The 20,211-nt window shown below is 67.7% G+C and carries 17 protein-coding genes; 5 read left to right on the top strand and 12 right to left on the bottom strand.

Annotated elements, in window-relative coordinates:
* The first annotated feature begins 221 nt into the window (after positions 1–221).
* A complete protein-coding gene (locus ACQEVG_RS16460; protein ID WP_432983599.1) occupies positions 222–425 on the top strand; it encodes a cold-shock protein in 204 nt (67 codons plus the stop codon).
* Between the two features lie 170 nt (positions 426–595).
* On the opposite strand, the gene ACQEVG_RS16465 is transcribed toward ACQEVG_RS16460, so the two are convergent.
* Together ACQEVG_RS16465 and ACQEVG_RS16470 are read right to left on the bottom strand one after the other, a co-directional pair.
* A complete protein-coding gene (locus tag ACQEVG_RS16465) occupies positions 596–790 on the bottom strand; it encodes an acyl-CoA carboxylase epsilon subunit (protein ID WP_432983602.1) in 195 nt (64 codons plus the stop codon).
* A 61-nt stretch (positions 791–851) separates the two neighbouring features.
* Positions 852–2,432 carry an acyl-CoA carboxylase subunit beta gene (locus ACQEVG_RS16470; RefSeq protein ID WP_432983605.1) on the bottom strand — a complete coding sequence of 527 codons (1,581 nt, stop codon included), beginning with the start codon at positions 2,430–2,432 and terminating at the stop codon, positions 852–854.
* Between the two features lie 900 nt (positions 2,433–3,332).
* Here ACQEVG_RS16470 and ACQEVG_RS16475 point away from each other — a divergent pair.
* Complete coding sequence (locus tag ACQEVG_RS16475; protein ID WP_432983608.1) at positions 3,333–5,381, top strand: nitrate- and nitrite sensing domain-containing protein; 2,049 nt, start codon at positions 3,333–3,335, stop codon at positions 5,379–5,381.
* Between the two features lie 80 nt (positions 5,382–5,461).
* On the top strand, positions 5,462–6,730 hold the full coding sequence (locus tag ACQEVG_RS16480; RefSeq protein WP_432983611.1) for an ABC transporter substrate-binding protein: 1,269 nt from the start codon (positions 5,462–5,464) through the stop codon (positions 6,728–6,730).
* 65 nt (positions 6,731–6,795) lie between these two features.
* On the opposite strand, the gene ACQEVG_RS16485 is transcribed toward ACQEVG_RS16480, so the two are convergent.
* The 4 genes from ACQEVG_RS16485 to ACQEVG_RS16500 form a co-directional block, all read right to left on the bottom strand.
* Positions 6,796–8,049 (bottom strand): cytochrome P450 family protein, encoded by a 1,254-nt coding sequence (locus tag ACQEVG_RS16485; protein WP_432983614.1) that lies wholly within the window; start codon positions 8,047–8,049, stop codon positions 6,796–6,798.
* Positions 8,050–8,600: 551 nt separating this feature from the next.
* Positions 8,601–9,872 carry an MFS transporter gene (locus ACQEVG_RS16490; RefSeq protein WP_432983617.1) on the bottom strand — a complete coding sequence of 424 codons (1,272 nt, stop codon included), beginning with the start codon at positions 9,870–9,872 and terminating at the stop codon, positions 8,601–8,603.
* A gap of 438 nt (positions 9,873–10,310) precedes the next feature.
* On the bottom strand, positions 10,311–10,436 hold the full coding sequence (locus tag ACQEVG_RS16495) for a hypothetical protein (protein WP_432983620.1): 126 nt from the start codon (positions 10,434–10,436) through the stop codon (positions 10,311–10,313).
* 236 nt (positions 10,437–10,672) lie between these two features.
* Positions 10,673–12,088, bottom strand: coding sequence for an APC family permease (locus tag ACQEVG_RS16500; protein WP_432983623.1), 1,416 nt, complete (start codon positions 12,086–12,088; stop codon positions 10,673–10,675).
* A gap of 503 nt (positions 12,089–12,591) precedes the next feature.
* Between ACQEVG_RS16500 and dnaK the strand changes: the two genes are divergently transcribed.
* Both dnaK and grpE read left to right on the top strand, forming a co-directional pair.
* Positions 12,592–14,466 (top strand): molecular chaperone DnaK, encoded by a 1,875-nt coding sequence (gene dnaK, locus ACQEVG_RS16505; protein WP_432983626.1) that lies wholly within the window; start codon positions 12,592–12,594, stop codon positions 14,464–14,466.
* Positions 14,463–15,110 (top strand): nucleotide exchange factor GrpE, encoded by a 648-nt coding sequence (grpE, locus tag ACQEVG_RS16510; protein ID WP_432983629.1) that lies wholly within the window; start codon positions 14,463–14,465, stop codon positions 15,108–15,110. The genes dnaK and grpE overlap by 4 nt, the downstream gene beginning before the upstream one ends.
* 79 nt (positions 15,111–15,189) lie before the next feature.
* On the opposite strand, the gene ACQEVG_RS16515 is transcribed toward grpE, so the two are convergent.
* The 6 genes from ACQEVG_RS16515 to ACQEVG_RS16540 form a co-directional block, all read right to left on the bottom strand.
* Positions 15,190–15,498, bottom strand: coding sequence for an SCO5918 family protein (locus ACQEVG_RS16515; RefSeq protein ID WP_432983632.1), 309 nt, complete (start codon positions 15,496–15,498; stop codon positions 15,190–15,192).
* Between the two features lie 57 nt (positions 15,499–15,555).
* Entirely contained in the window at positions 15,556–15,954 is a 399-nt protein-coding gene (locus tag ACQEVG_RS16520) for a CBS domain-containing protein (RefSeq protein ID WP_432983635.1), read from the bottom strand.
* 59 nt (positions 15,955–16,013) lie between these two features.
* The gene (locus ACQEVG_RS16525; RefSeq protein ID WP_432983638.1) at positions 16,014–17,561 is read right to left on the bottom strand and encodes a DEAD/DEAH box helicase; all 1,548 of its coding nucleotides are present in this window, start codon (positions 17,559–17,561) and stop codon (positions 16,014–16,016) included.
* A 354-nt stretch (positions 17,562–17,915) separates the two neighbouring features.
* The gene (locus tag ACQEVG_RS16530) at positions 17,916–18,119 is read right to left on the bottom strand and encodes a cold-shock protein (protein ID WP_046930152.1); all 204 of its coding nucleotides are present in this window, start codon (positions 18,117–18,119) and stop codon (positions 17,916–17,918) included.
* 343 nt (positions 18,120–18,462) lie between these two features.
* Entirely contained in the window at positions 18,463–18,810 is a 348-nt protein-coding gene (locus ACQEVG_RS16535; protein ID WP_432983642.1) for a MerR family transcriptional regulator, read from the bottom strand.
* 641 nt (positions 18,811–19,451) lie between these two features.
* On the bottom strand, positions 19,452–20,171 hold the full coding sequence (locus ACQEVG_RS16540) for a GntR family transcriptional regulator (protein ID WP_432983645.1): 720 nt from the start codon (positions 20,169–20,171) through the stop codon (positions 19,452–19,454).
* Positions 20,172–20,211: the final 40 nt, after the last annotated feature.

Below are 20,211 nucleotides of genomic sequence, written 5' to 3' on the forward strand. Positions count from 1 at the left end.
GACCATGTCGGCCAATCTCCGCGGTATCCGGCTGATCATTGTCGTGGTGGTAACCCGCCCGTGCGTGTAGCGTCACTGTCAGCTGTCGTGGTTCCGAAGCACTCTCGCCCGTGGGCATTCCGCACGGGCGGTTTTGATGTTCAGCGTCTCTGAGGACCAGGGCGATCACCTCCGGCTCCCGCACGGTGCGGGAGCCGACTTCGAGTCCCCTTGGAGGACACATGGCCAGCGGTACCGTGAAGTGGTTCAACTCGGAAAAGGGCTTCGGCTTCATCGCCCAGGACGGTGGTGGTCCGGACGTGTTCGCCCACTACTCCAACATCAACTCCTCGGGCTTTCGTGAGCTTCAGGAAGGCCAGCAGGTGACGTTCGACGTCACGCAGGGCCAGAAGGGCCCGCAGGCGGAGAACATCACCCTCGCGTAGGCGGGCCGCTCCTGCCTTCGCGGGGGAGCGGTTGAGGAGATCCCGCCCGATCGATCAGATCGGGCGGGATCTCTTTGTTTTTCGGGCTTGCCGGGAGGAGGTCCTGGTGTGCGCGGGTGGCTGGCGCGGCGGACATGGCACCACTGCCAGTTTGCGCGGCGCCTGCGCAGTCAAAGACCCGATCGAGGGAGGGGCGGTCGGCGCATGGCGATGGCGGCCGCGCGGTCGGTCCAGGCCGACACCGCGGTTCTTCGGGGTAGTTCAGGGGCGGCCGTCGCAGTGCTGGCCCGGGCCTGGACCACTGCCACGACGGCGGCCAGTTCCTCGGGGGTGGGCTGCCCGTACAGCACCTTGATGGGGGGCATGGTGTGCTCCTGGATGGGGTGGGTACTCACCGCAACGTCCGTGCGGACGGCGGCTGCTGGTCTAGAGCGGGATGTTGCCGTGCTTTTTGGGCGGCAGTGTCTGGCGTTTGGTTCGCAGCGCCCGCAGGCCCCGCACGATGTGCTGCCGCGTCTGCGAGGGTGTGATGACGGCGTCGACGTAACCGCGTTCGGCGGCGATGCAGGGAGTGAGGAGAGCTTCCTCGTACTCGGTTATCAACTCGGCGCGCTGCTCCTCCACCGTGGCCGCATCCGGGGATTCCGTTCCGGTCTGCTCTTCCGGGTGGAGGATGCTGATCGCGGTCTGGGCGCCCATCACCGCGATCTGCGCGGTGGGCCAGGCCAGGTTGAGGTCGGCGCCCAGGTGCTTTGAGCCCATGACGTCGTATGCGCCGCCGAAGGCCTTGCGCGTGACGACTGTGATGAGGGGAACCGTGGCTTCCGCGTAGGCGTAGATCAGCTTGGCGCCGCGCCGGACGATGCCGTCGTGCTCCTGGTTGGTGCGGGGCAGATAGCCGGGCACATCGACGAAGGTGAGCACAGGGACATTGAAGGCGTCGCAGGTACGCACGAAGCGCGCGGCCTTCTCGGAGGCGTCGATGTCCAGGCAGCCGGCGAACTGCATCGGCTGATTGGCGACGATGCCCACCGCGTGGCCCTCGACGCGGCCGAAGCCGGTGAGGATGTTCGGTGCGAACAGCGGCTGTGTCTCGAGGAATTCGTTGTCGTCGAGGATGTGCTCGATGACGTGGCGCATGTCGTAGGGCTGGTTCGGGGAGTCCGGGATGAGGGTGTCCAGCTCCAGGTCCTCGGCACACGTCTCCAGGTCGGCCTGCTCCGGGAAGGCCGGTGGTTCCTCGAGGTTGTTGGAGGGCAGGTAGGACAGCAGCGCCTTGGCGTACTCGATGGCGTCCTGCTCGTCGCCCGCCATGTGGTGGGCGACGCCGGAGACCGTGTTGTGTGTACGGGCCCCGCCCAGCTCTTCCAGGCCGATGTTCTCGCCGGTGACCGTCTTGATGAGCTCGGGCCCCGTGGTGACCATGTGAGAGGTCCGTTCGGCCATCACGGTGAAGTCGCTCAGACCGGGGGAGTAGACGGCTCCGCCTGCGCACGATCCCATGACGAGCGAGATCTGGGGGAGGACTCCGGAGGCATGTACATGGCGGCGGAAGATCTCGCCGTACATGCCCATTGCGCTGACGCCGTCCTGCATGCGGGCCGGGCTGGAGTCGTTGATGGCTATGAGCGGGCAGCCGGTCTTCAACGCGAAGTCCATCACCTTGACGATCTTCCGGCTCAAGGCTTCGCCGAGGGCGCCGCCGATGACCATGGAGTCCTGACAGAAGACGGCCACCGGACGGCCATCGACCGTGCCGTAACCGGTGACCACTCCGTCCCGGTACGGGCAGGTCTTCTCCATGCCTGCGATGCTCGGGCGGTGCCCGGGAGCCTCGCCCAGCTCGATGAAGGAGTTCTCGTCGAGCAACTGCTCCACGCGCTCGCGGGCGGTCACCCTGCCGTGGGCGAGCACTTCTTCCACGGGGTGCATGGCTTCGCCGATCCGCCGCTGCAGATCTTCTATCTGCCCCGCGATGGTGTGGACTTCGCTCTCCGTTGCGGTCATCGGGTGCGTCTCCCTGTACGTGCGAGTCGGTGGTGAAAGGGTGAGGTCGGCCCTGGGTGGCGGCGCGAGGCCAGGGCCGGGCTGCTGGGCGGGTCGATGAAGGGCGGGCCGATGATGAACCGGCCACAGCAGTCGTGCCGATTCCGATCGGAGCCCACTAGTTGGATTGTAGAACGATTCTTCAATATGTGGGTAGAGTGTTCGAAGCGGCGACGGTGAGAGCGTTCGTGTCAGTACGTGGACCGGGTGGCGTCGGCGCGTGCGTCAGGGCTTCGGCGGACTCGCCCACGAGCTGTGGTGGACGCCTGACCGTCAGTGGAATCGCACCGACCTCACCGCCCACGCCAACGCCCCCTATTAGTCGGGCCCTTGTGCGGGTGCGTGCGTGACCAGCGCGGCGCCATCAGTCCAGGACGCCGTCCACAGGGGTCTCCGGTCGGCACGTAGCCGGAGCGGGGAGCGGCCGCACCAATCAGTGGACCGGGGGACGCGGGAGAGGCTACATTCCTCTCGCAGGATTGTTGAACGTTTCTACCTTCGTATCCTCGCAGCGCTCGATCAAGCGAGGGCATGCACCACCGTCGTCGGCCGAAACGGTGGACAGATCGCCCTTGCGCAGGCCCGTCGTAGCGCCGCCCTCGACCCAGCAGCTCCCGCGAGAGGCGAGTGAGTCCCACCGTGCCCGCACAACCCGCCCCACCCACACAGCCACGCTCCACATCCCACAGACAGCCCTCGTGGCCGAGGCCCGGAACCGGCAGGGGCGGTGGTGCCGCCGGCCGTCGGGCCGGCCGACTCCCATCAGGCGGCGGAGTTGTCGCCGGTTTTGTTTCGCCCCGCACCTGGCGAGTTCGCTGGAAGCTGGCGGCCGCTGTTGCGGTTCCCACCCTGCTCGCCGCCGTGCTGGTGGTCGGCACCATCTCCCGCGCCCTCGGGGACGCGAGTGACTACGCGCGCCTCTCCAGCCTGGCGCAGTTGGAAAGGCCGACACTCGAGCTCAGCCATGCGCTGCAGAACGAGCGGGACCTCACCGCCGGATACATTGGCGGCCGCCGCACCTCGGGAGGCAAGGCTGTACGTACTCAGCGTGCGTCCGCCGACCGCCTCATTGCTGCCTACAAACAGGCTTCAGGAGAGATCGAAGCCCCGTTCGCCACTCCGCTTCGAACCAGGTTGGACGAGGTCGCGGACGCGCTCGACGGCCTTCCGCAATTGCGGGCTTCCGTGGATGCCGCAGGCCTGACGCAGGGTTCGGTCCAGGCCCAGTACACCGACATCATGTCCAGCCTGCTGAACCTGGGATCGGGCCTCACGACAGAGCCGGGAGCCCAGGCTCTGGCGAGGGAGATCCGCAGCCTGGACCTGATTTCCCAAGCCGCGGAATACACAAGCCAGTCACGGGCAGAACTCAACGCCGTCTTCACCAGCAACACGTTCCTGGGCGGCCAGTTCCCGGAGTTCGCGGGGACGGTCGCGCGCCAGGAGCAAACCGTGGAGGAGTTCCTCTCCGCGGCGAGCGCCTCGCAGCAGGCCTTCTATGCCGACCGGGTGAAGGGGGCGGCGGTCACCCGGACGAAAGCGCTGGAGAACCGTGCCAGCGAGCTGGCCGGCGCCTCACGCCTGGGACTCAAGGCCGACGAATGGTACCGGTCGTCGTCACAGAAGCTGCAGCTCATGCAGGCCGTGGAGTCACACGTCCTTGACGCCTTGATCTCCCGCTCACAGGACCTGCAGTCACGGCAACAGCGCGCCGCACTGTTCGCCGCAGCGCAGGTTCTCGTCATGCTGGCTCTGGCCGCCGGTATCTCGATCACTGTGGTGCGCTCGCTCACCATGCCCCTTCAGCGACTCCGGCTGTCGGCCATGGAGATCGCCGACCGACGACTGCCCGAGGCTGTCAAGCGCCTTCGGAGCGCCCAGGTCGACGATCTCGGTGACCTGAAGGCCGTCCCCATCGATACATCCTCGCCTGACGAGATCGGAGAAGTGGCCCGCGCCGTTGACGCACTGCAGCAAGCTTCGCTCGGGCTGGCCAAGGACCAGGCGGCCTTGCGGAAGAGCGTCAACGGGATGTTCGTCAACCTCTCCCTCCGTAGCCAGCACCTCGGGAACAGACTGCTGCGGCTCGTCGACGGCCTGGAACAGAAGGAAGTCAACCCCGACCAACTGGAGAACCTCTTCTCGATCGACCACCTCGTCACTCGAATGCTGCGCAACAGCGAGAGCCTGCTGGTGCTCGCCGGCGCGCAGAACAAACGCGCCCACACCCGGGCGCTCCCGCTCGCGCAGGCCCTCATGGCCGCCACATCCGAAGTCGACCACTACACCCGAATAGTCATCGCGGACGTCCCCGATGTGACCCTCACCTCCGACTCCGCCATTGACGTCATTCATCTTCTTGCCGAGCTGATGGAGAACGCCACCGCCTTCTCACGGCCGGAAAGCAATGTCATCGTCAGGTGGTATTCCTCCACCCGGCCGAGCGGGCTGTGCATCGAGATCACCGATCACGGCAGGGGCATGGACGCCGGTCAGCTCGACACCGCAAACCGGCGCCTCGCCACGCCGCCCCCCATCGACCCGTCGTCGGTTCGCACCATGGGACTGTTCGTGGTCAGCCAGCTCGCGGCGAGGCACGGTATCGGCGTGTGGCTCGCGTCCTCCGCCCATGGGGGAGTGACCGCCTCGGTGATGATCCCCGTCGCTCTTCTTGCCGGGGCGCCGGCAGACACCCTGTTGTCCAATGCAGGCAACGGCCCTGCGCAGCAACCCGTATTGCTGGAGTCCCCCGACACCGGTGCGCAGGGCGGCGGGACTTCTGCGCCCGAGGCGGCTGTCGGCTCAGACGACTCCACTCCTTCCGCGGTCTTCGGTTCCGTCGAGGAGTGGCGGACTCATCGCAGATTGGTGGAGAGCATGACCACAACCGACCCGGACGGCGAGCAGTGAACCACCTGACGATTTCCCTCCCCAGCCTTCGCTCCCGGCTTCGGGTCCGCTCCTGCAACTCGGCAGGAAGGGCAAACCGTGTGGTTGCCCCCACCAGGGCCATGCTCGCCTTTACCGCGCTGGCGCTTGTCGCCTCGTGCACCGGGGCCTCAGACCACACCGGCGCGGACCGGTCTGTCACCATCGGATACCTCGCTCCGCTGTCCGGTCCCGATGCGGCCCTCGGTGAGAGCGCACGGCATGGCGCCGAACTCGCGGTAGAGCTCGTCAACGAGGCCGTACCCTCGATCGACCTGCCCCTGTCCGGTGGACGAGGCCTGCCACACCTGGACGGCGCCGGCATCCGGATACGGTTCGCCGATACGGCGGGTGATCCTGCCCGCGGGCCCCGGGCCGTTGACCGCTTGGTCCGGGACAACCACGCCACGGCACTCGTCGGCGCGTATCAGTCAGCGGTCACCCTCACCGCGAGCGCGCATGCGGAGGAGCTGCACGTTCCTTTCGTCAACGGTGATTCCTCCGCGGCATCCCTCACGGAACGTAATCTGAACTGGTTCTTCCGTACCGGTCCGACTGATGTGACGATGGGTCAGATACTCTTCTCGCTGCTGAAGGAGAAACAGAACACAGGTACACCCACCAAGCGCATCGCCGTCATTCACACCGACGACCGGTATGGCAGGGACGGAGACGCTCTGATCAGCCGGCTCGCGGCACAGAGTGGCCGAAACATCGTCCGCGATGTGACGATCCCGGCGGACAGTACCGACCTCACGGCTCAGGTCCAACAGCTCCAGGCGGCCCAGCCCGATGTGGTATTCGCCCTTGCCTATACCAAAAACGCCCGGCGTCTCATAGACGCCCTGAGCTCGACCGGCTATGCCCCACCCGCCTTGCTGGCCTTCGGCGCAGGGTTCACCGATCCGAAGTTCGTGAAAACGCATGGACAGGCGGCAGCCGGTCTGTGCAGTCGCGCAGCATGGTCGCCGGACCTCGCCCAGCGTGTTCCCACAGCCAGGGCTGTTTTCGACCGGTATCGCCGGCGATTCAACGCCCCGATGGACGATGTCGCGGCGCGCGCCTTCACGGCGGTCATGACCCTCGCGCAGGCGATCGACAAGGCCGCATCCGCAGAACCCGGCCGGATCCGGGCCGCGTTGGCCACGCTGCAGATACCCGGCCGCGACACGATCATGCCCTGGGACGGTATCCGCTTCGACGAGAACCACCAGAACACAGGCGCCCGCGGCACGGTCGAGCAGCTCATCAACGGGCGTTACCACGTGGTCTATCCCAACGATGTCGCCAAGACGCGCGTTTTCTGGCCGCTGAGGAAGGCCCGTCAGTAACCGAAGCCGGGCGAGTGACCGGGCACCCTCGGGGCCGAGCGTTCCCGGCCGACGCGTTGCGGAGGTCAGTAGGTGCGGACGGGCAGTACACGCGGTCCACGCACCAGCAGCCCTGGGCGGTAAGACAGTTGTGACGGGTCCGCAGCCAGCTGCAAGCCGGGAAACGCCTCGAACAGGGCGGGCAGCGCGATCTGCGCCTCCAAGCGGGCCAGGCGCGCTCCCACGCAGTAGTGCGGCCCGTGCCCGAATGCGAGGCTCGGCGGCGTACGTTCGTCGGCCCACCGCTGTGGCCGGAAGGCGTCCGGTTCCGGATAGCGCAGGGGGTCGCGGCTGGCAGCCGCAAGCACGCCGAGTACGGACGCACCGGCCGGGATGCGCGTTCCTTTCAGCTCCACCTCGTCCACCGTTCGCCGCCAGGTTGCTCCCTCGAGGGGGCTGGCCTGCCGCAGTGTTTCCTCCACCACGTGCGGCCAGTGCGGCTCGGCCAGCTCCGCGGGATGGGTGAGCAGGAGCAGGGCGGCCGACGCAAGCAGGTTCATCGTCGTCTCGTAGCCGGCGAACAGCAGCAGGAACGCCATGGCCAGCAGCTCGTCGTTGTCCAGCTCGCCCTGTACGAGCGAGCTGAACAGATCGTCGCCGGGGGCGCGGCGTTTGGTGTCGATCAGGGACGTGAAGTATGCGTGCAGGGACGACCAGGCATCGTCCAGTGCGCCGGGCGGCAGTGTGTGGGCGGGCGAGCCCACCTGGTAAGTCCATTCGCGCAGTGCGTCGCGGTCAGCAGGCGGCACGCCCAGCACCTCGCCGATAACGAGAACTGGCAGCGGGAAGGCGAACGCGTCGACAAGGTCCACCTCGGCACCGCGGGGTATCTCCCGCAGCAGCCGGGCGACCAGTTCATGGATGCGGGGCTGCAGTGCGTCGACGCGTCGGGGCGTGAAGGTTCTCGTCACCAGGTGCCGCAGGCGTACGTGGTCGGGGGCGTCGGTGTTGAGCATGTGCCGGGCCAGCAGGGCACGGGCCTGCTGGCCGGGGGAGTCGGGCTTCGGACGCCCCGCACCGCGCGGTGGCACATTGGAGAACCGGGGGTCGGCGAGCAGCCCTCGGACCTCGTCGTAGCCGGTGACCAGCCATGCTTCGGAGCCGTTGGCCAGCGGTACCCGTGCGGCTGGGCCGCGCTCACGCAGAGCCGCGTAGAACGGATGGGGGTCGGCGGCGAACGCGGGGTCGGCCGGGTCCAGCGCGGCCCCGGCGATGTACGGGCACTTCGGCGCCGTCACCATCCGACCGTGGTTGATCTCGGCCGACGGGCGAACGTTCATTGTCTGATCACCTTGAGGGGATGGGCTTCTGGCACGGTACGGGTGGGGCGTTGAGCGGTTACTTGATGGCTGGGCCGGTGGCGCCGAACCTGCCCCGTCGCGGCGACGACATCGAGCGGCTGATCGTCGAAGGTCGCCAGTACCGTGAGTGCCCCACCGGCGCGGCGAGCTCGCCGGAAGCCCCTTGCCGATCAGCCTATCGAGCACCTCAGTCCCCTTCTCAGGGGACCCTCGCTTCGAGACTGCGGTGTGAGCGATTTGTTTCTTTTGTCGTATGCGTGAAGCGCAAGGGCGTGCTGGATGACTCCGGAGAGGGGAGCGGCTTCGCCATCTGCGGGGGAGGCCGGCAGCGATGGCGAAGCCGCCGTCTGTGGCGCCAGTGCCGACTACCGTCGGCGGGCCCGCCGTTGGAACGGCGAGCCCGCGCGATGGAGCAGGTCCGGAACCGAGTGGTGCGCACTGCCCACGTTCTCGTCGCTGCCTGTGACGACTACGCGCGCCGGACGATGACGGTGATGGCTGTCAGGGTCCTGTGCCTGCCACATCGTTTTTCACTCGAGTTCCATGCCCCGCGTCTCGGGCAGGCCCAGGAGAGCAACCAGGGCGATGGCGTAGCCGATGGCGCCGTAGATCAGCGCGCCACCCACCCCGGCTCCTGCCTGGAAGCCCACCGCTGTCGGGAAGAACGCGCCCACGGCGCGGCCGACGTTGTAGGTGAAGCTCTGGCCGGTGCCGCGGACGCCGCTGGGGTAGAGCTCGGCGAGGAAGGAGCCGAACCCGGCATAGATGGCGGAGAAACAGAAGCCGAGAGGGAAGCCGAGCACCAGCAGGATGGTGTTCTGGCCCTGCGGGATGTTGATGTAGGTCATCAGAAGCCCGGCACTGAGGACCGCGAACAAGGCGAAGGACTTCTTGCGTCCGAGCCGGTCGACGAGGTGACCCGCGGTGACGTAGCCGCAGAAGGCGCCGGTGATGAGAGTGGAGAGGTAGCCGCCGGTGCCGACGACGGTCAGTCCGCGTTCGGTCTTGAGGTAGGTGGGCAGCCAGGTGGCGATGGTGTAGTAACCGCCCTGCACGCCGGTGGCCAGCAGTGTGGCGAAGAACGTCTTGCGGGCGAGGTTGCCCTTGAAGATCGATGACAGCGGGACGCGTGCTTCCTTCCTCGCCAGCCGCTCGGTCACCTGGGGGGCATCCTTGACGTTGCGCCGGACGTAGACCAGCAGCAGTGCCGGCAGGGCACCGGTCCAGAACATCACGCGCCAGGCGAGGCCCGACTCGACGTTGTCCATGACCACGGTGGACACGACGACGGCAAGGGCCCATCCGACGGCCCAGGAGCTCTGGACGAAGGCCAGGACGCGGCCGCGGTAGCGGGCTCTGGCGTACTCGGCCACCAGGACGGCGCCGGCCGCCCACTCACCGCCGAAGCCGACCCCCTGGAGGGCCCGGGATGCCAGGAGCATCGGATAGCTGGTCGCGAAACCGCACAGGACGGTGAACACGGCGTAGGTGGAGACGGTGATCATGAGGGTCTTGACCCGGCCGACCCGGTCGATCAGCAGGCCGGCGAGGATTCCGCCGACTGCTGACATCAGCAGGGTGACCGTGGTCAGCAGGCCCGTCTGGGCCTTGGTGAGGCTGAAGTAGGCCGTGATGGCGACCATGCTCAGCGGCAGCACCTGGAAGTCGTACGCATCAAGGGCAAATCCGCCGAACGCTCCCTTGAAAGCGCGACGGCCCTTGGGGGTGAACGAGCGGTACCACGCGAATGACCCGGTCACCTGGTCTTCGTCCACGGTGGGTCGGGTGGGTGTGGATGTCACGGTGCTGCACCTCACTGGACTGCGAGAGGGGGAAGACGGACGTCACCGACGCCTGTCGAGCCGCTGCCGGCGGAATCACCGGTGTGCCCGTGCCCTGCGTTCATGAGGCACGTCCGATGTGTCGCACCACCGACGGCTCCGTCGTGTGTGATGAACAACGTAGGAATTGTTCAACGATCCTTCAAGAGGTTGAGGGGAAGTTTCTACGATGGCCTTGGTTGCTGTTTGGTAAACCTGCCAGTGGCTCACGAGACTGGACTTGGTATCCGCCCCTCCGGCCCGGCCTTCTCTCGCCCTGAGGCACGGCAATGCGGCGATCTCTGAACTCAGGGCCCTGCGAGCGGAAGCTGCCCGGCCGGCAGCCACGGCTGCTGGGCGATCGACCGCACGTCGCCGGAGATGCTCAATGGCGCGCGTGTCAAGGAGTTTGAGTACCAGTCAGGCCTTGGCGATGCAGCCGTCGATGAGACCGAGCCGGTGCTGCGTCTTGCTGGAGCCGGCCCCCGCGCGATGTACGCGGAGGCGCTCTGGGGTGCGGGCGACGCGCCGGGCGGCCGTTTCCACACCATCCTTCGAACACAGCGGAGCGGCCGCCGTCCGGTGAGACGGCGGCCGCGTTCATGTCGTCCAACCCGCCGAGCCCAGCGGGACGGGTCCTTCCGTGACCAGCATGCGTGCCGCTGTACGAGGCGGTTGTCTGTACGAGGCGGTTGTCCAGGGCCTGGCAGCCTGTCGGCCGCTGTGGCCGGTCGGGGCGTCACATCGGGATGCTCAGCCGGGACTTCGCCGCCCGACGGGCATCAAGCCTGTGCGTCCTCAGGGATGGAGACCAGCCACCTCGTCTCACGGCGCGGCCGCAGGTAGCCGACCCAGTACAGGGTGGCGACGGCTGTGATCCCTCCGGTCCAGAGCAGGTAGGTCACCTCCTGCTGGCTGAGGATGTACGCGAGTACGGCGATCAGCAGGACGGGCATGGCGGGCCACAGCGGCATCCGCCAGGCGGGCTGGTGGGCGTGCGACCCGCGGCGGGCGAGCAGCGCGGCCACGGCGACCAGGAGGTACATGCCGGTGACGGAGACACCGGTGACGCCGTAGAGCGTGTCCAGGTTCACGAAGCACAGGAGCGCTCCGGGCACGCCCACGAGGAGCGTGGCGACCCACGGGGAGCCGAAGCGGCCGAGCTTCGCGAGCGCTTTGTTCACCGGCTGCGGCCAGGCCTTGTCGCGTGCGGAGGCGAACAGCACACGGGAGTTCTGGATGACCATGACGATGCCCGCGTTGATGATCGCGAGGGCCACGCAGAGGCTGACGAAGGTGCCGACGGCGGAGTTGCTCCACGCGGTGACCATGCCGCTGATGTCGCCGCTTGTGAGGGCCTGGAGGTCGGAGGCGCCCATGGTGATGGCGATGACCGGTACCAGGATGATCACGGCGGAGATGGCGAGGGTGGTGAGGACGGTGCGGGCGACGTTGCGGCGGGGGTTGTCCAGTTCCTCGGAGAGGTAGACGGCTGTGGAGAAGCCCTGCGTGACGAAGAGCGCGATGGCCAGCCCCGAGACGATCAGCATCGCCGTGACCGTGTCGGTCTTGCCGTTGGAGCCGGCCACGCTCAGGTCGACGAGGCTGCCCGCGCCGCGCTGGGAGTGCGCGAACCCGAGGACGGCGACGACGGCCGCGGCGATCACTTCGAGTACCAGGAAGACGCCGGTGATCCAGGCGTTGGCCCGCAGGTCGAGCAGGCCTGCCAGGGTGGCGAGCAGCATCACGCCGGCGCCGGCGTACGAGGGGTTGAGGTGGACGACCGGGGCGAGGTAGTCCGCTGTGCCCATGGCGATCACCGGCGGCACGATCATCACGACGAGGAGAGACAGCACGAAGACGAGCCAGCCCGCGAGCCGGCCGGCCATGGTCGACACCATGGCGTACTCGCCGCCGGCGCTCGGGATGAGGGTGCCGAGCTCCGAGTAACAGAAGGCGACGGCGATACAGAGCAGAGAGCCGATCGCGATGGTGAGCGCTGTCGCCGTACCGAGGCTGGAGAACAGGTCGGGAACAACGACGAAGAGCGTGGAGGCGGGCGTCACGCAGGACAGCGTGAGCAGGGTGCCGCCCACGACACCGATGGAACGCTTGAGCTTCTGGGGAGTGCTGCCGTCCGCCGCCGGCGGCTCTTCGGGGATTGCGGCGGGGGCGGGGGTGCGAAGCGTCTCGGTCATGGAGGTGGTGGTTCCGATCGACTCGTACAACGGGTATCGAGGGGAGCGCTATCGCCTCCGGCGGCTGTGTAATGGGTGGCACCTGCTCCCGGGGCGACATGCAACCCTGCGAAAACCGCAACGTCAACGGTCATTTGCCTACGGAATCCGTATCTGCATCTCGATCTTCGTTGTGAAGCTTCCATGGCCTATCGCGTCTGGGGCGTGGAATTACTAGATGGAAGCGCTTGATGACCATGTAATGAAAGATTGTTTGAGGTAATTGATTGCGTCACCCGTTTCATGCCGTTGTTGCGATATCCGAAGCAACCGTCCAGGAACTCGCTTGCAATCCGTCCACAATCCGGACCGCGTCCACTGCCCGTCGGCCGCCTCGCGGCACCCTCCCCGCGGTGATGGGGCGCGTATCGCCGATATGCCGCGAACTGGAGCATCTTGACTGGCTCGCCATGACGTTCTATGCAGGTTTACAAGCGAGTTGCTCCGAATCGGCAGGTGAGACCATGGCACGAGCAGTAGGTATCGACCTCGGAACGACGAATTCGGTGGTCTGCGTGCTGGAGGGCGGCGAGCCCACGGTCATCACCAACACCGAGGGCGCCCGGACCACCCCCTCGGTGGTGGGGTTCGCGAAGAACGGCGACGTGCTCGTGGGTGAGGTCGCCAAACGGCAGGCGGTCACCAACATCGACCGCACCGCACGGTCGGTCAAGCGCCACATGGGCGAGGCGGACTGGCGTTTCCCCGACAGCGGCGACATCGACGGCAAGCGCTACACGGCGCAGGAGATCTCCGCGCGCGTGCTGCAGAAGCTCAAGCGCGATGCCGAGGCATACCTGGGCGAGGACGTGGCGGACGCCGTCATCACCGTCCCGGCGTACTTCAACGACTCCCAGCGCACCGCCACCAAGGAGGCCGGTGAGATCGCCGGTCTGAACGTCCTGCGAATCATCAACGAGCCGACTGCGGCCGCCCTGGCCTACGGCCTCGACAAGGACGACCAGACGATTCTCGTCTTCGACCTCGGTGGCGGCACCTTCGACGTCTCGCTGCTGGAGATCGGCGACGGCGTCGTCGAGGTGAAGGCCACCAACGGCGACACGCACCTGGGCGGCGACGACTGGGACCAGCGGATCGTGGATCATCTGGCCACACAGTTCAAGAACGGACACGGCATCGATCTGACCAAGGACAAGATGGCCACGCAGCGGCTGCGTGAGGCCGCCGAGAAGGCGAAGATCGAGCTCTCGGCCGCCACCGAGACCACGATCAACCTGCCGTACATCACCGCCTCCGCCGAGGGCCCGCTGCACCTGGACGAGAAGCTCACGCGCGCCCAGTTCCAGCAACTCACCGCAAACCTCCTGGAGCGCTGCAAGGCCCCGTTCCACAACGCGGTGAAGGATGCGGGGATCAAGGTCAGCGCCATCGACCACGTGATCCTCGTCGGCGGCTCCACCCGCATGCCCGCAGTGACCGAGCTCGTCAGGGAACTCACCGCGAAGGACCCGCACAAGGGTGTGAACCCGGACGAGGTCGTCGCCATCGGCGCGGCCCTCCAGGCCGGTGTCCTCAAGGGTGAGGTCAAGGACGTCCTGCTCCTCGACGTGACCCCGCTGTCCCTCGGTATCGAGACCAAGGGCGGCATCATGACCAAGCTCATCGAGCGCAACACCACGATCCCGACCAAGCGGTCCGAGAACTTCACCACGGCCGAGGACAACCAGCCGTCCGTGCAGATCCAGGTCTACCAGGGCGAGCGCGAGATCGCGGCGTACAACAAGAAGCTCGGGATGTTCGAGCTGACCGGTCTGCCGCCGTCCCCCCGCGGGGTCCCGCAGATCGAGGTCGCCTTCGACATCGACGCCAACGGCATCATGCACGTGACCGCGAAGGACCTCGGCACGGGCAAGGAGCAGAAGATGACCGTCACCGGCGGCTCCTCGCTGCCGAAGGACGACATCGACCGCATGGTCCGCGAGGCCGAGCGGCATGCCGAGGAAGACCGCAGCAGGCGTGAGGCCGCGGAGTCCCGCAACCAGGGCGAGCAGCTCGTCTACCAGACCGAGAAGTTCCTCAAGGACAACGAGGACAAGGTTCCCGGCGAGGTGAAGACCGAGGTCGAGACCGCGGTCGGCGAGCTGAAGGAGAAGCTCAAGGGCGAGGAAACCGCCGAGATCCGCACGGCCACCGAGAAGCTCGCGGCGGTCAGCCAGAAGCTCGGCCAGGCCATGTACGCCAAGGCGCAGGCCCAAAGCCCCGGCACCGCCACCGGCGACACGGGCGAGTCCGGGTCGGGTGCGACCGCCGAGGGTGAGGAGGAGGTCGTCGACGCGGAGATCGTCGATGAGGACAAGAAGGAGGGAAGCACAGGATGAAACGCCCCACCGACGTCCCGGGCCTCTCCGCCCCACCGCTGGAGATCGTCGGCAACAGGTCACGCCACAACCCGGCCACGCTCCCGACCCGCCCCGCCGACGGGGAGGAACGAGCCGATGGTGCGCCGTCCGGCCGCGGTGATCGGGCCGCCGCCCAGCCGCCACATCATGAGTCCGGGCTCCAGGCGGAACTGCGGGAACGCACGGCCGACCTGCAGCGGCTGAAGGCCGAATACGACAACTACCGCAAGCGGGTACGCCGCGATCGCCTGGCGGTCCGCGAGATCGCCGTGGCCAACGTGCTCGGTCGGCTCCTGCCTGTGCTCGACGCCCTTGCCGAGGCCACTGAACTGGGCGAGGTGACCGGTGGCTTCGAGCGCGTGGCCCAGGTGCTGGAGACCGAACTGGCGACCCTCGGCCTGCAATCCTTCGGCACGGCGGGCGACCTCTTCGACCCCGTTGTCCACGAGGCCGTCTCGTACACCTCCAGCGACCAGGTCGAGCACCCCACCTGCACCGAGATCCTCCGCCAGGGATACCGTGTCGGCGACCACCTGCTGCGCCCCGCCGAAGTGGCGGTCGCTGAACCGCAGGCCGGCCCCTCATCCGGAATCGGCTCTGATGGGCGCCGCCGCAGCCGGTAGCAGGAGGCCCGGAGGGGCGGGCTACCCAGAGTGAGACGGGCCGGGGAATGTGGTGGCCGTCGGGGAGATCGCGCCCCGGTCACATGACTGCCGCCGTTCCGAGCTGCGCCGACGCAGTCTCGAGCGGGGTGAGGACGGGTGCATGGCCGACCACGGGGGCGGTGTGGCAGGTGAAACCGAGGCGGGTGAGTGCCCTGGTCACCTCGCCTGCGGTGAAGTCGCGGCGATCCTGTCCGGTGATCACTTCGCCCACCTGCTTGACGGGGTAGATCCGGCGGCCGATGGTCACGGACTCACCCGTGACGGGCTCGGGCTTGATGCCCTTCATCGACTGCTGCACGTCACTCTTGACCAGGTCGAAGGGGAAACGGGCGATGACGCAGCGCATAGTGCCTCAACAAGGTTTGGAGGGAAGGGCGGACACGGAGTGCCCGTCACGGGCCGTTCAGCGTGTGAGGGCGAGGACGCCGAGGATGTACCCGTCCTCGTCGACCACGGGCGAGGCGCCGAGGTCCCGCGCCCGCATCGCGTAATCCGCTTCGGGCAGCGACGTTTCCGGCAGAGTGAACGGTCCCCGGTCGTGGACGATGTCCCGCAACCGAGTGCCTTCGGCGTACCAGGAGCCGCTGCGGTACGCGGTGAGCTGGGCCCGGGAGACCAGACCGGCACAGCGGTCGTCCTCGCCGCGGACGATCAGATGGCCCACGCCCGCGCCGATGAGGACGGACAGGGCGTCGTCGACGATCATGTCATCGCCGACCTGTGGTCCGTGGGAGGTCATGACGTCGGCGGCAGTGAGGCCGATGCGGTCCGTCTGCCGTGGCGGAGGAAGAAGCAGCGTCAATGGACACCTTCCGTGTTCGGAGGATCAGTGGGCCGGGCGCGACTGCGAGGGCTGCGACTTCACGCGGCGCTTCGGAACGAGGACTGGCGCTGCGAGGCACCGGACCGTCCCTGGGAGGCAGCGGGGGAGCGGCGGCTCTGAGCAGGACGGCTGCGCCGGCCGCGGGACGAGGAGGCGCCGCGCTGCGCCTTCTCCGCCACCGGCGCGGTGATGGTGACGGGAACACCCGTGGGCGCCTGGGCGCCGGTGATGCGGCTCAGCTCGGCCTCGCCGGAGCGCACCTGGGTGGTCTGCGGGGTGATGCCGGCGTCGGCCAGCAGGCGGGTCATCTCGCGGCGCTGGTTGGGCAGCACCAGGGTGACGACGCTGCCGGACTCGCCGGCGCGGGCGGTGCGGCCGCCGCGGTGCAGATAGTCCTTGTGGTCGCTGGGCGGGTCGACGTTGACGACGAGGTCGAGGTTGTCGACGTGGATGCCGCGGGCGGCGACATTGGTGGCCACCAGTGCCGTGACGTGGCCGGTCTTGAACTGGGCCAGGGTGCGGTTGCGCTGGGGCTGGGACTTGCCGCCGTGCAGCGCGGCGGCGCGTACGCCGCTGTTCAGCAGGTGCTTGGTGAGCTGGTCCACCGCGTGTTTGGTGTCCAGGAACATGATCACCCGGCCGTCGCGGGCCGCGATCTCGGTGGTGGTGGCGTACTTGTCGGCGCCATGGACGTGCAGTACGTGGTGCTCCATCGTGGTGACGGCGCCGGCTGACGGGTCGACCGAGTGGACCACCGGGTCGTGCAGATAGCGGCGCACCAGGAGGTCGACGTTGCGGTCGAGGGTGGCGGAGAAGAGCATCCGCTGGCCCTCGGGGCGTACCTGGTCGAGCAGTTCGGTGACCTGGGGCATGAAGCCCATGTCGGCCATCTGGTCGGCCTCGTCCAGGACGGTGATGCCGACGCGGTCCAGGCGGCAGTCGCCGCGCTCGATGAGGTCCTTGAGCCGGCCGGGGGTCGCCACGACGATCTCGGCCCCGCCGCGCAGGGCGCCGGCCTGACGGCCGATGGACATACCGCCGACCACGGTGGCAAGCCGCAGCTGCAGCGACCGGGCGTACGGGGTGAGCGCGTCGGTGACCTGCTGAGCCAGTTCCCGGGTGGGAACCAGGACCAGAGCCAGCGGCTGCCGGGGCTCGGCGCGCTTGCCCTCGGTACGGGCCAGCAGGGCCAGGCCGAAGGCGAGGGTCTTGCCGGAGCCGGTGCGTCCGCGGCCCAGAACGTCGCGGCCGGCCAGCGTGTTCGGCAGGGTTGCCGCCTGGATCGGGAATGGCACGGTCACTCCCTGGGTGCGGAGCGCGGCCAGCAGGGGAGCGGGCATGTCCAGTTCGGCGAATGCCGTGACGGCGGGCAGCGCCGGGGTGATGGTGACGGGCAGCGCGAATTCTCCCTGGCGCGCTGCTGGACGGCGCCCGTATCCGCCGGAGCGGCTGGGGGCTGCCGAGCGGCCGGAAGCGCCGTTGCGTCCCTGCGACTGCGAGCGGAAGCTGCCGCCTCTGCCGGAACCGGCGTTGCTGCCCTTACGGGTGCGGGAGTAGCGGTCGTTCGTGCGAGCTGTGCGGTTCATGCAGAACCTTCCTCGATGTGGCGCGTATCGAGGGATTCTCGCCAGCAATGAGCGGCACAGAGAATCGCAAGAACGAGCCGAAGTAATACGGAGACGGAGTCGGGCTGCCGCCGGAAAGGGGTCGGGGCCGACACGCCGAATTGACTGGCATGCGCCGAAGCGGCTGGGATGCCGAATCATGGGGAACGGGCGGACCTCTATGTCCGGCCGGAGCCGTGGGCGGACTGTCCGCCGCGCGGAGTGGAACGTATTGCATCGCGCCGCAGGCGACGTCGCTGCGGCCCTGGTGAAAACCCGCAAAAGGAACGAGCTGGGGCCCGCACCCCAAGGTGCGGGCCCCAGCCACGTCGTGCGTCAGGCGGGAACGATGTTCTCCGCCTGCGGGCCCTTCTGGCCCTGCGTGACGTCGAAGTTCACCTTCTGGCCCTCCTGCAGCTCGCGGAAGCCCTGGGTGGCGATGTTCGAGTAGTGGGCGAACACGTCAGCGCCGCCGCCGTCCTGCTCGATGAAGCCGAAACCCTTTTCCGCGTTGAACCACTTGACGGTACCAGTAGCCATGTCATATCTCCTTCGGGGCAGTGCTCGGTGCCCGCACTGTGCGAACTCCGTGTCGCCGCGATGATTGCCCCGTCCGAAAATACCGGCAATAAAGAGGTGCACGCTCCGGTGTATAAAGCCGGCACGAGCACCTGAAGTCTTTTGGGAACCACAACTGCAACTGACGTAACGATAGCACGGCGCAAGCGGCCGGGCGCGGCGAGTAATATCACTCCGCCCGCCGTGTCATAAACCCTCATCGCGCATTGCTCGAATATCTGCGCCTGCGGCACTAGATATTCGAGTGCGCGGAGCGGGTCTGGGCGGAACGGGGGTCGGGGTTTCGCCGTCCCTCAAGCGTCGGTCAGGAATCGGTGGCCCCGCCCGAGTCCGCTGAGGTCCGGCGCAGTTCGTCGTTGAGTCGCAGGGCTTCCTCGAGCTGGTCTTCCAGGATGACGATGCGGCAGGCGGCGTCGATCGGCGTGCCGCCGTCGACCAGTTCGCGTGCGCGGGCGGCGATGCGCAGCTGGTAGCGGGAGTAGCGGCGGTGGCCGCCCTCGGACCGCAGGGGGGTGATCAGCCGGGCTTCGCCGATGGCTCGGAGGAAGCCGGGCGTAGCACCGATCATCTCGGCAGCGCGACCCATGGTGTAGGCGGGGAAGTCGTCATCGTCGAATCGATCGGTGGCCTGCGGTGGGTTCTCTTGGGGCATTGGCACCTCTTTCTGGAACGCGTCGAGGGGCCCCGGTGCATACACACCGGGGCCCCGAGGGGTATCAACACCATCTGCCGGCGCTCTGCGCTGGCTTTCGTATTCCGCTTGTCCGTCCCTGAGGTCGGCAGTGCGGGTATCGAGGATGCGTGACCGGGGACCACCTTCCAATCGGGGCCTGCGGTACCCGGGCGAACTGGACCCTCGCCCGGGCGATCCTGATGGCGTCTGCTCCTCTCTGTGCTACGGGTCGTACTGATCGGAACATACGGTGTTGCACGGCGGCCCCGAGGCCGCCCGGCCCGGCCATCAGTCCCGAGGCCCTCTTGCCTTCCTGGCCCCGAGACTCCATTGCCGTGCCGTGTACTGCTCGCGCCAGTTCGTCTCTGCCGCGTATCGCTGACTTCGTCGGCTACGGGAGAAACTCTAGCCATGAGGGCACGCAATGTCTACCTTGACCGCGACAGATTTTATGGTCCGGGAGGGCAGCTGTCTTCACTGCCTGTCTGAAGCGACGGATCGAAGCGGGCAGCCGTACGGGAGGCGACCGGCGTGCTGCGTCCGGTGCCGCGCTGGTCGAGCGGTTCAGCGGAGGGGTGATGGCGTGCGGGCGTGCCTCCGCCTGGGGCGGCGAGCGGCCGTCAGCCCGCGGCGGCCCGGCTGCGCTTCGAGCGGCGCCCCGCCGGGGCTTCGGCGTCCTTGAGGCCCTCCGCCCACAGGGAGCGCACATGGCCCAGATGCCGTGTCATGCAGGCCTCGGCCGCCTTGGCGTCACCGGCCAGCATCAGATCGAGGAGCTCCAGGTGCTCTTCGGCGGACGGCAGCAGCTGGTCGCGCTCGTCCAGCGCCGTCAGCCCGTAGAGGCGGGAGCGCTTGCGCAGATCGCCGACGGTCTCGACGAGACGTTCATTGCCCGTGAGGCCGAGCAGGGTGAGATGGAACTGGCGGTCGGCCTCCAGATAGCCGATGAGGTCGTGCTCGCGGGCGGCGCGGACGATCTCCTCGGCCACCGGGCGCAGCGCTTCCAGGTCCTCGCGGGAGGCGCTGCGGGTGATCCGGCCGACCATCGGGACCTCGATCAGGGTGCGGATCTCGGTGTACTGGTCGAGATCGCGCTCATTGACCTCGGTGATCCGGAAGCCCTTGTTCCGTACGGGCTCGACCAGACCCTCGCGGGCCAGGTCGAGCATCGCCTCGCGCACCGGGGTGGCGGAGACGCCGAAGTCCTCCGCGAGTCCCGGCGCGGAGTAGACCTCGCCGGGACGGAGTTCGCCGGAGATGAGCGCGGCCCGCAGGGCGTGGGCGACCTGGTCGCGCAGCCGCTCCCGGGCCGTGACCAGATTGCGCTTCAGATGCCCCATGGTGTTCCCCTCCGTGCCGACGCGGATCACCAGCGTACAA

Origin of the sequence: Streptomyces sp. CA-135486 (assembly GCF_050936555.1) — a bacterium.
In the GTDB taxonomy this organism is placed as follows: domain Bacteria; phylum Actinomycetota; class Actinomycetes; order Streptomycetales; family Streptomycetaceae; genus Streptomyces.

Coding starts and splice junctions, on each gene's coding strand:
- ACQEVG_RS16500 (WP_432983623.1), bottom strand. CDS start 12,088: ATGACCGAGACGCTTCGCACCCCCGCCCCCGCCGCAATCCCCGAAGAG.
- ACQEVG_RS16470 (WP_432983605.1), bottom strand. CDS start 2,432: ATGACCGCAACGGAGAGCGAAGTCCACACCATCGCGGGGCAGATAGAA.
- ACQEVG_RS16540 (WP_432983645.1), bottom strand. CDS start 20,171: ATGGGGCATCTGAAGCGCAATCTGGTCACGGCCCGGGAGCGGCTGCGC.
- ACQEVG_RS16485 (WP_432983614.1), bottom strand. CDS start 8,049: ATGAACGTTCGCCCGTCGGCCGAGATCAACCACGGTCGGATGGTGACG.
- ACQEVG_RS16465 (WP_432983602.1), bottom strand. CDS start 790: ATGCCCCCCATCAAGGTGCTGTACGGGCAGCCCACCCCCGAGGAACTG.
- dnaK (WP_432983626.1), top strand. CDS start 12,592: ATGGCACGAGCAGTAGGTATCGACCTCGGAACGACGAATTCGGTGGTC.
- ACQEVG_RS16530 (WP_046930152.1), bottom strand. CDS start 18,119: ATGGCTACTGGTACCGTCAAGTGGTTCAACGCGGAAAAGGGTTTCGGC.
- ACQEVG_RS16525 (WP_432983638.1), bottom strand. CDS start 17,561: ATGAACCGCACAGCTCGCACGAACGACCGCTACTCCCGCACCCGTAAG.
- grpE (WP_432983629.1), top strand. CDS start 14,463: ATGAAACGCCCCACCGACGTCCCGGGCCTCTCCGCCCCACCGCTGGAG.
- ACQEVG_RS16460 (WP_432983599.1), top strand. CDS start 222: ATGGCCAGCGGTACCGTGAAGTGGTTCAACTCGGAAAAGGGCTTCGGC.
- ACQEVG_RS16535 (WP_432983642.1), bottom strand. CDS start 18,810: ATGCCCCAAGAGAACCCACCGCAGGCCACCGATCGATTCGACGATGAC.
- ACQEVG_RS16515 (WP_432983632.1), bottom strand. CDS start 15,498: ATGCGCTGCGTCATCGCCCGTTTCCCCTTCGACCTGGTCAAGAGTGAC.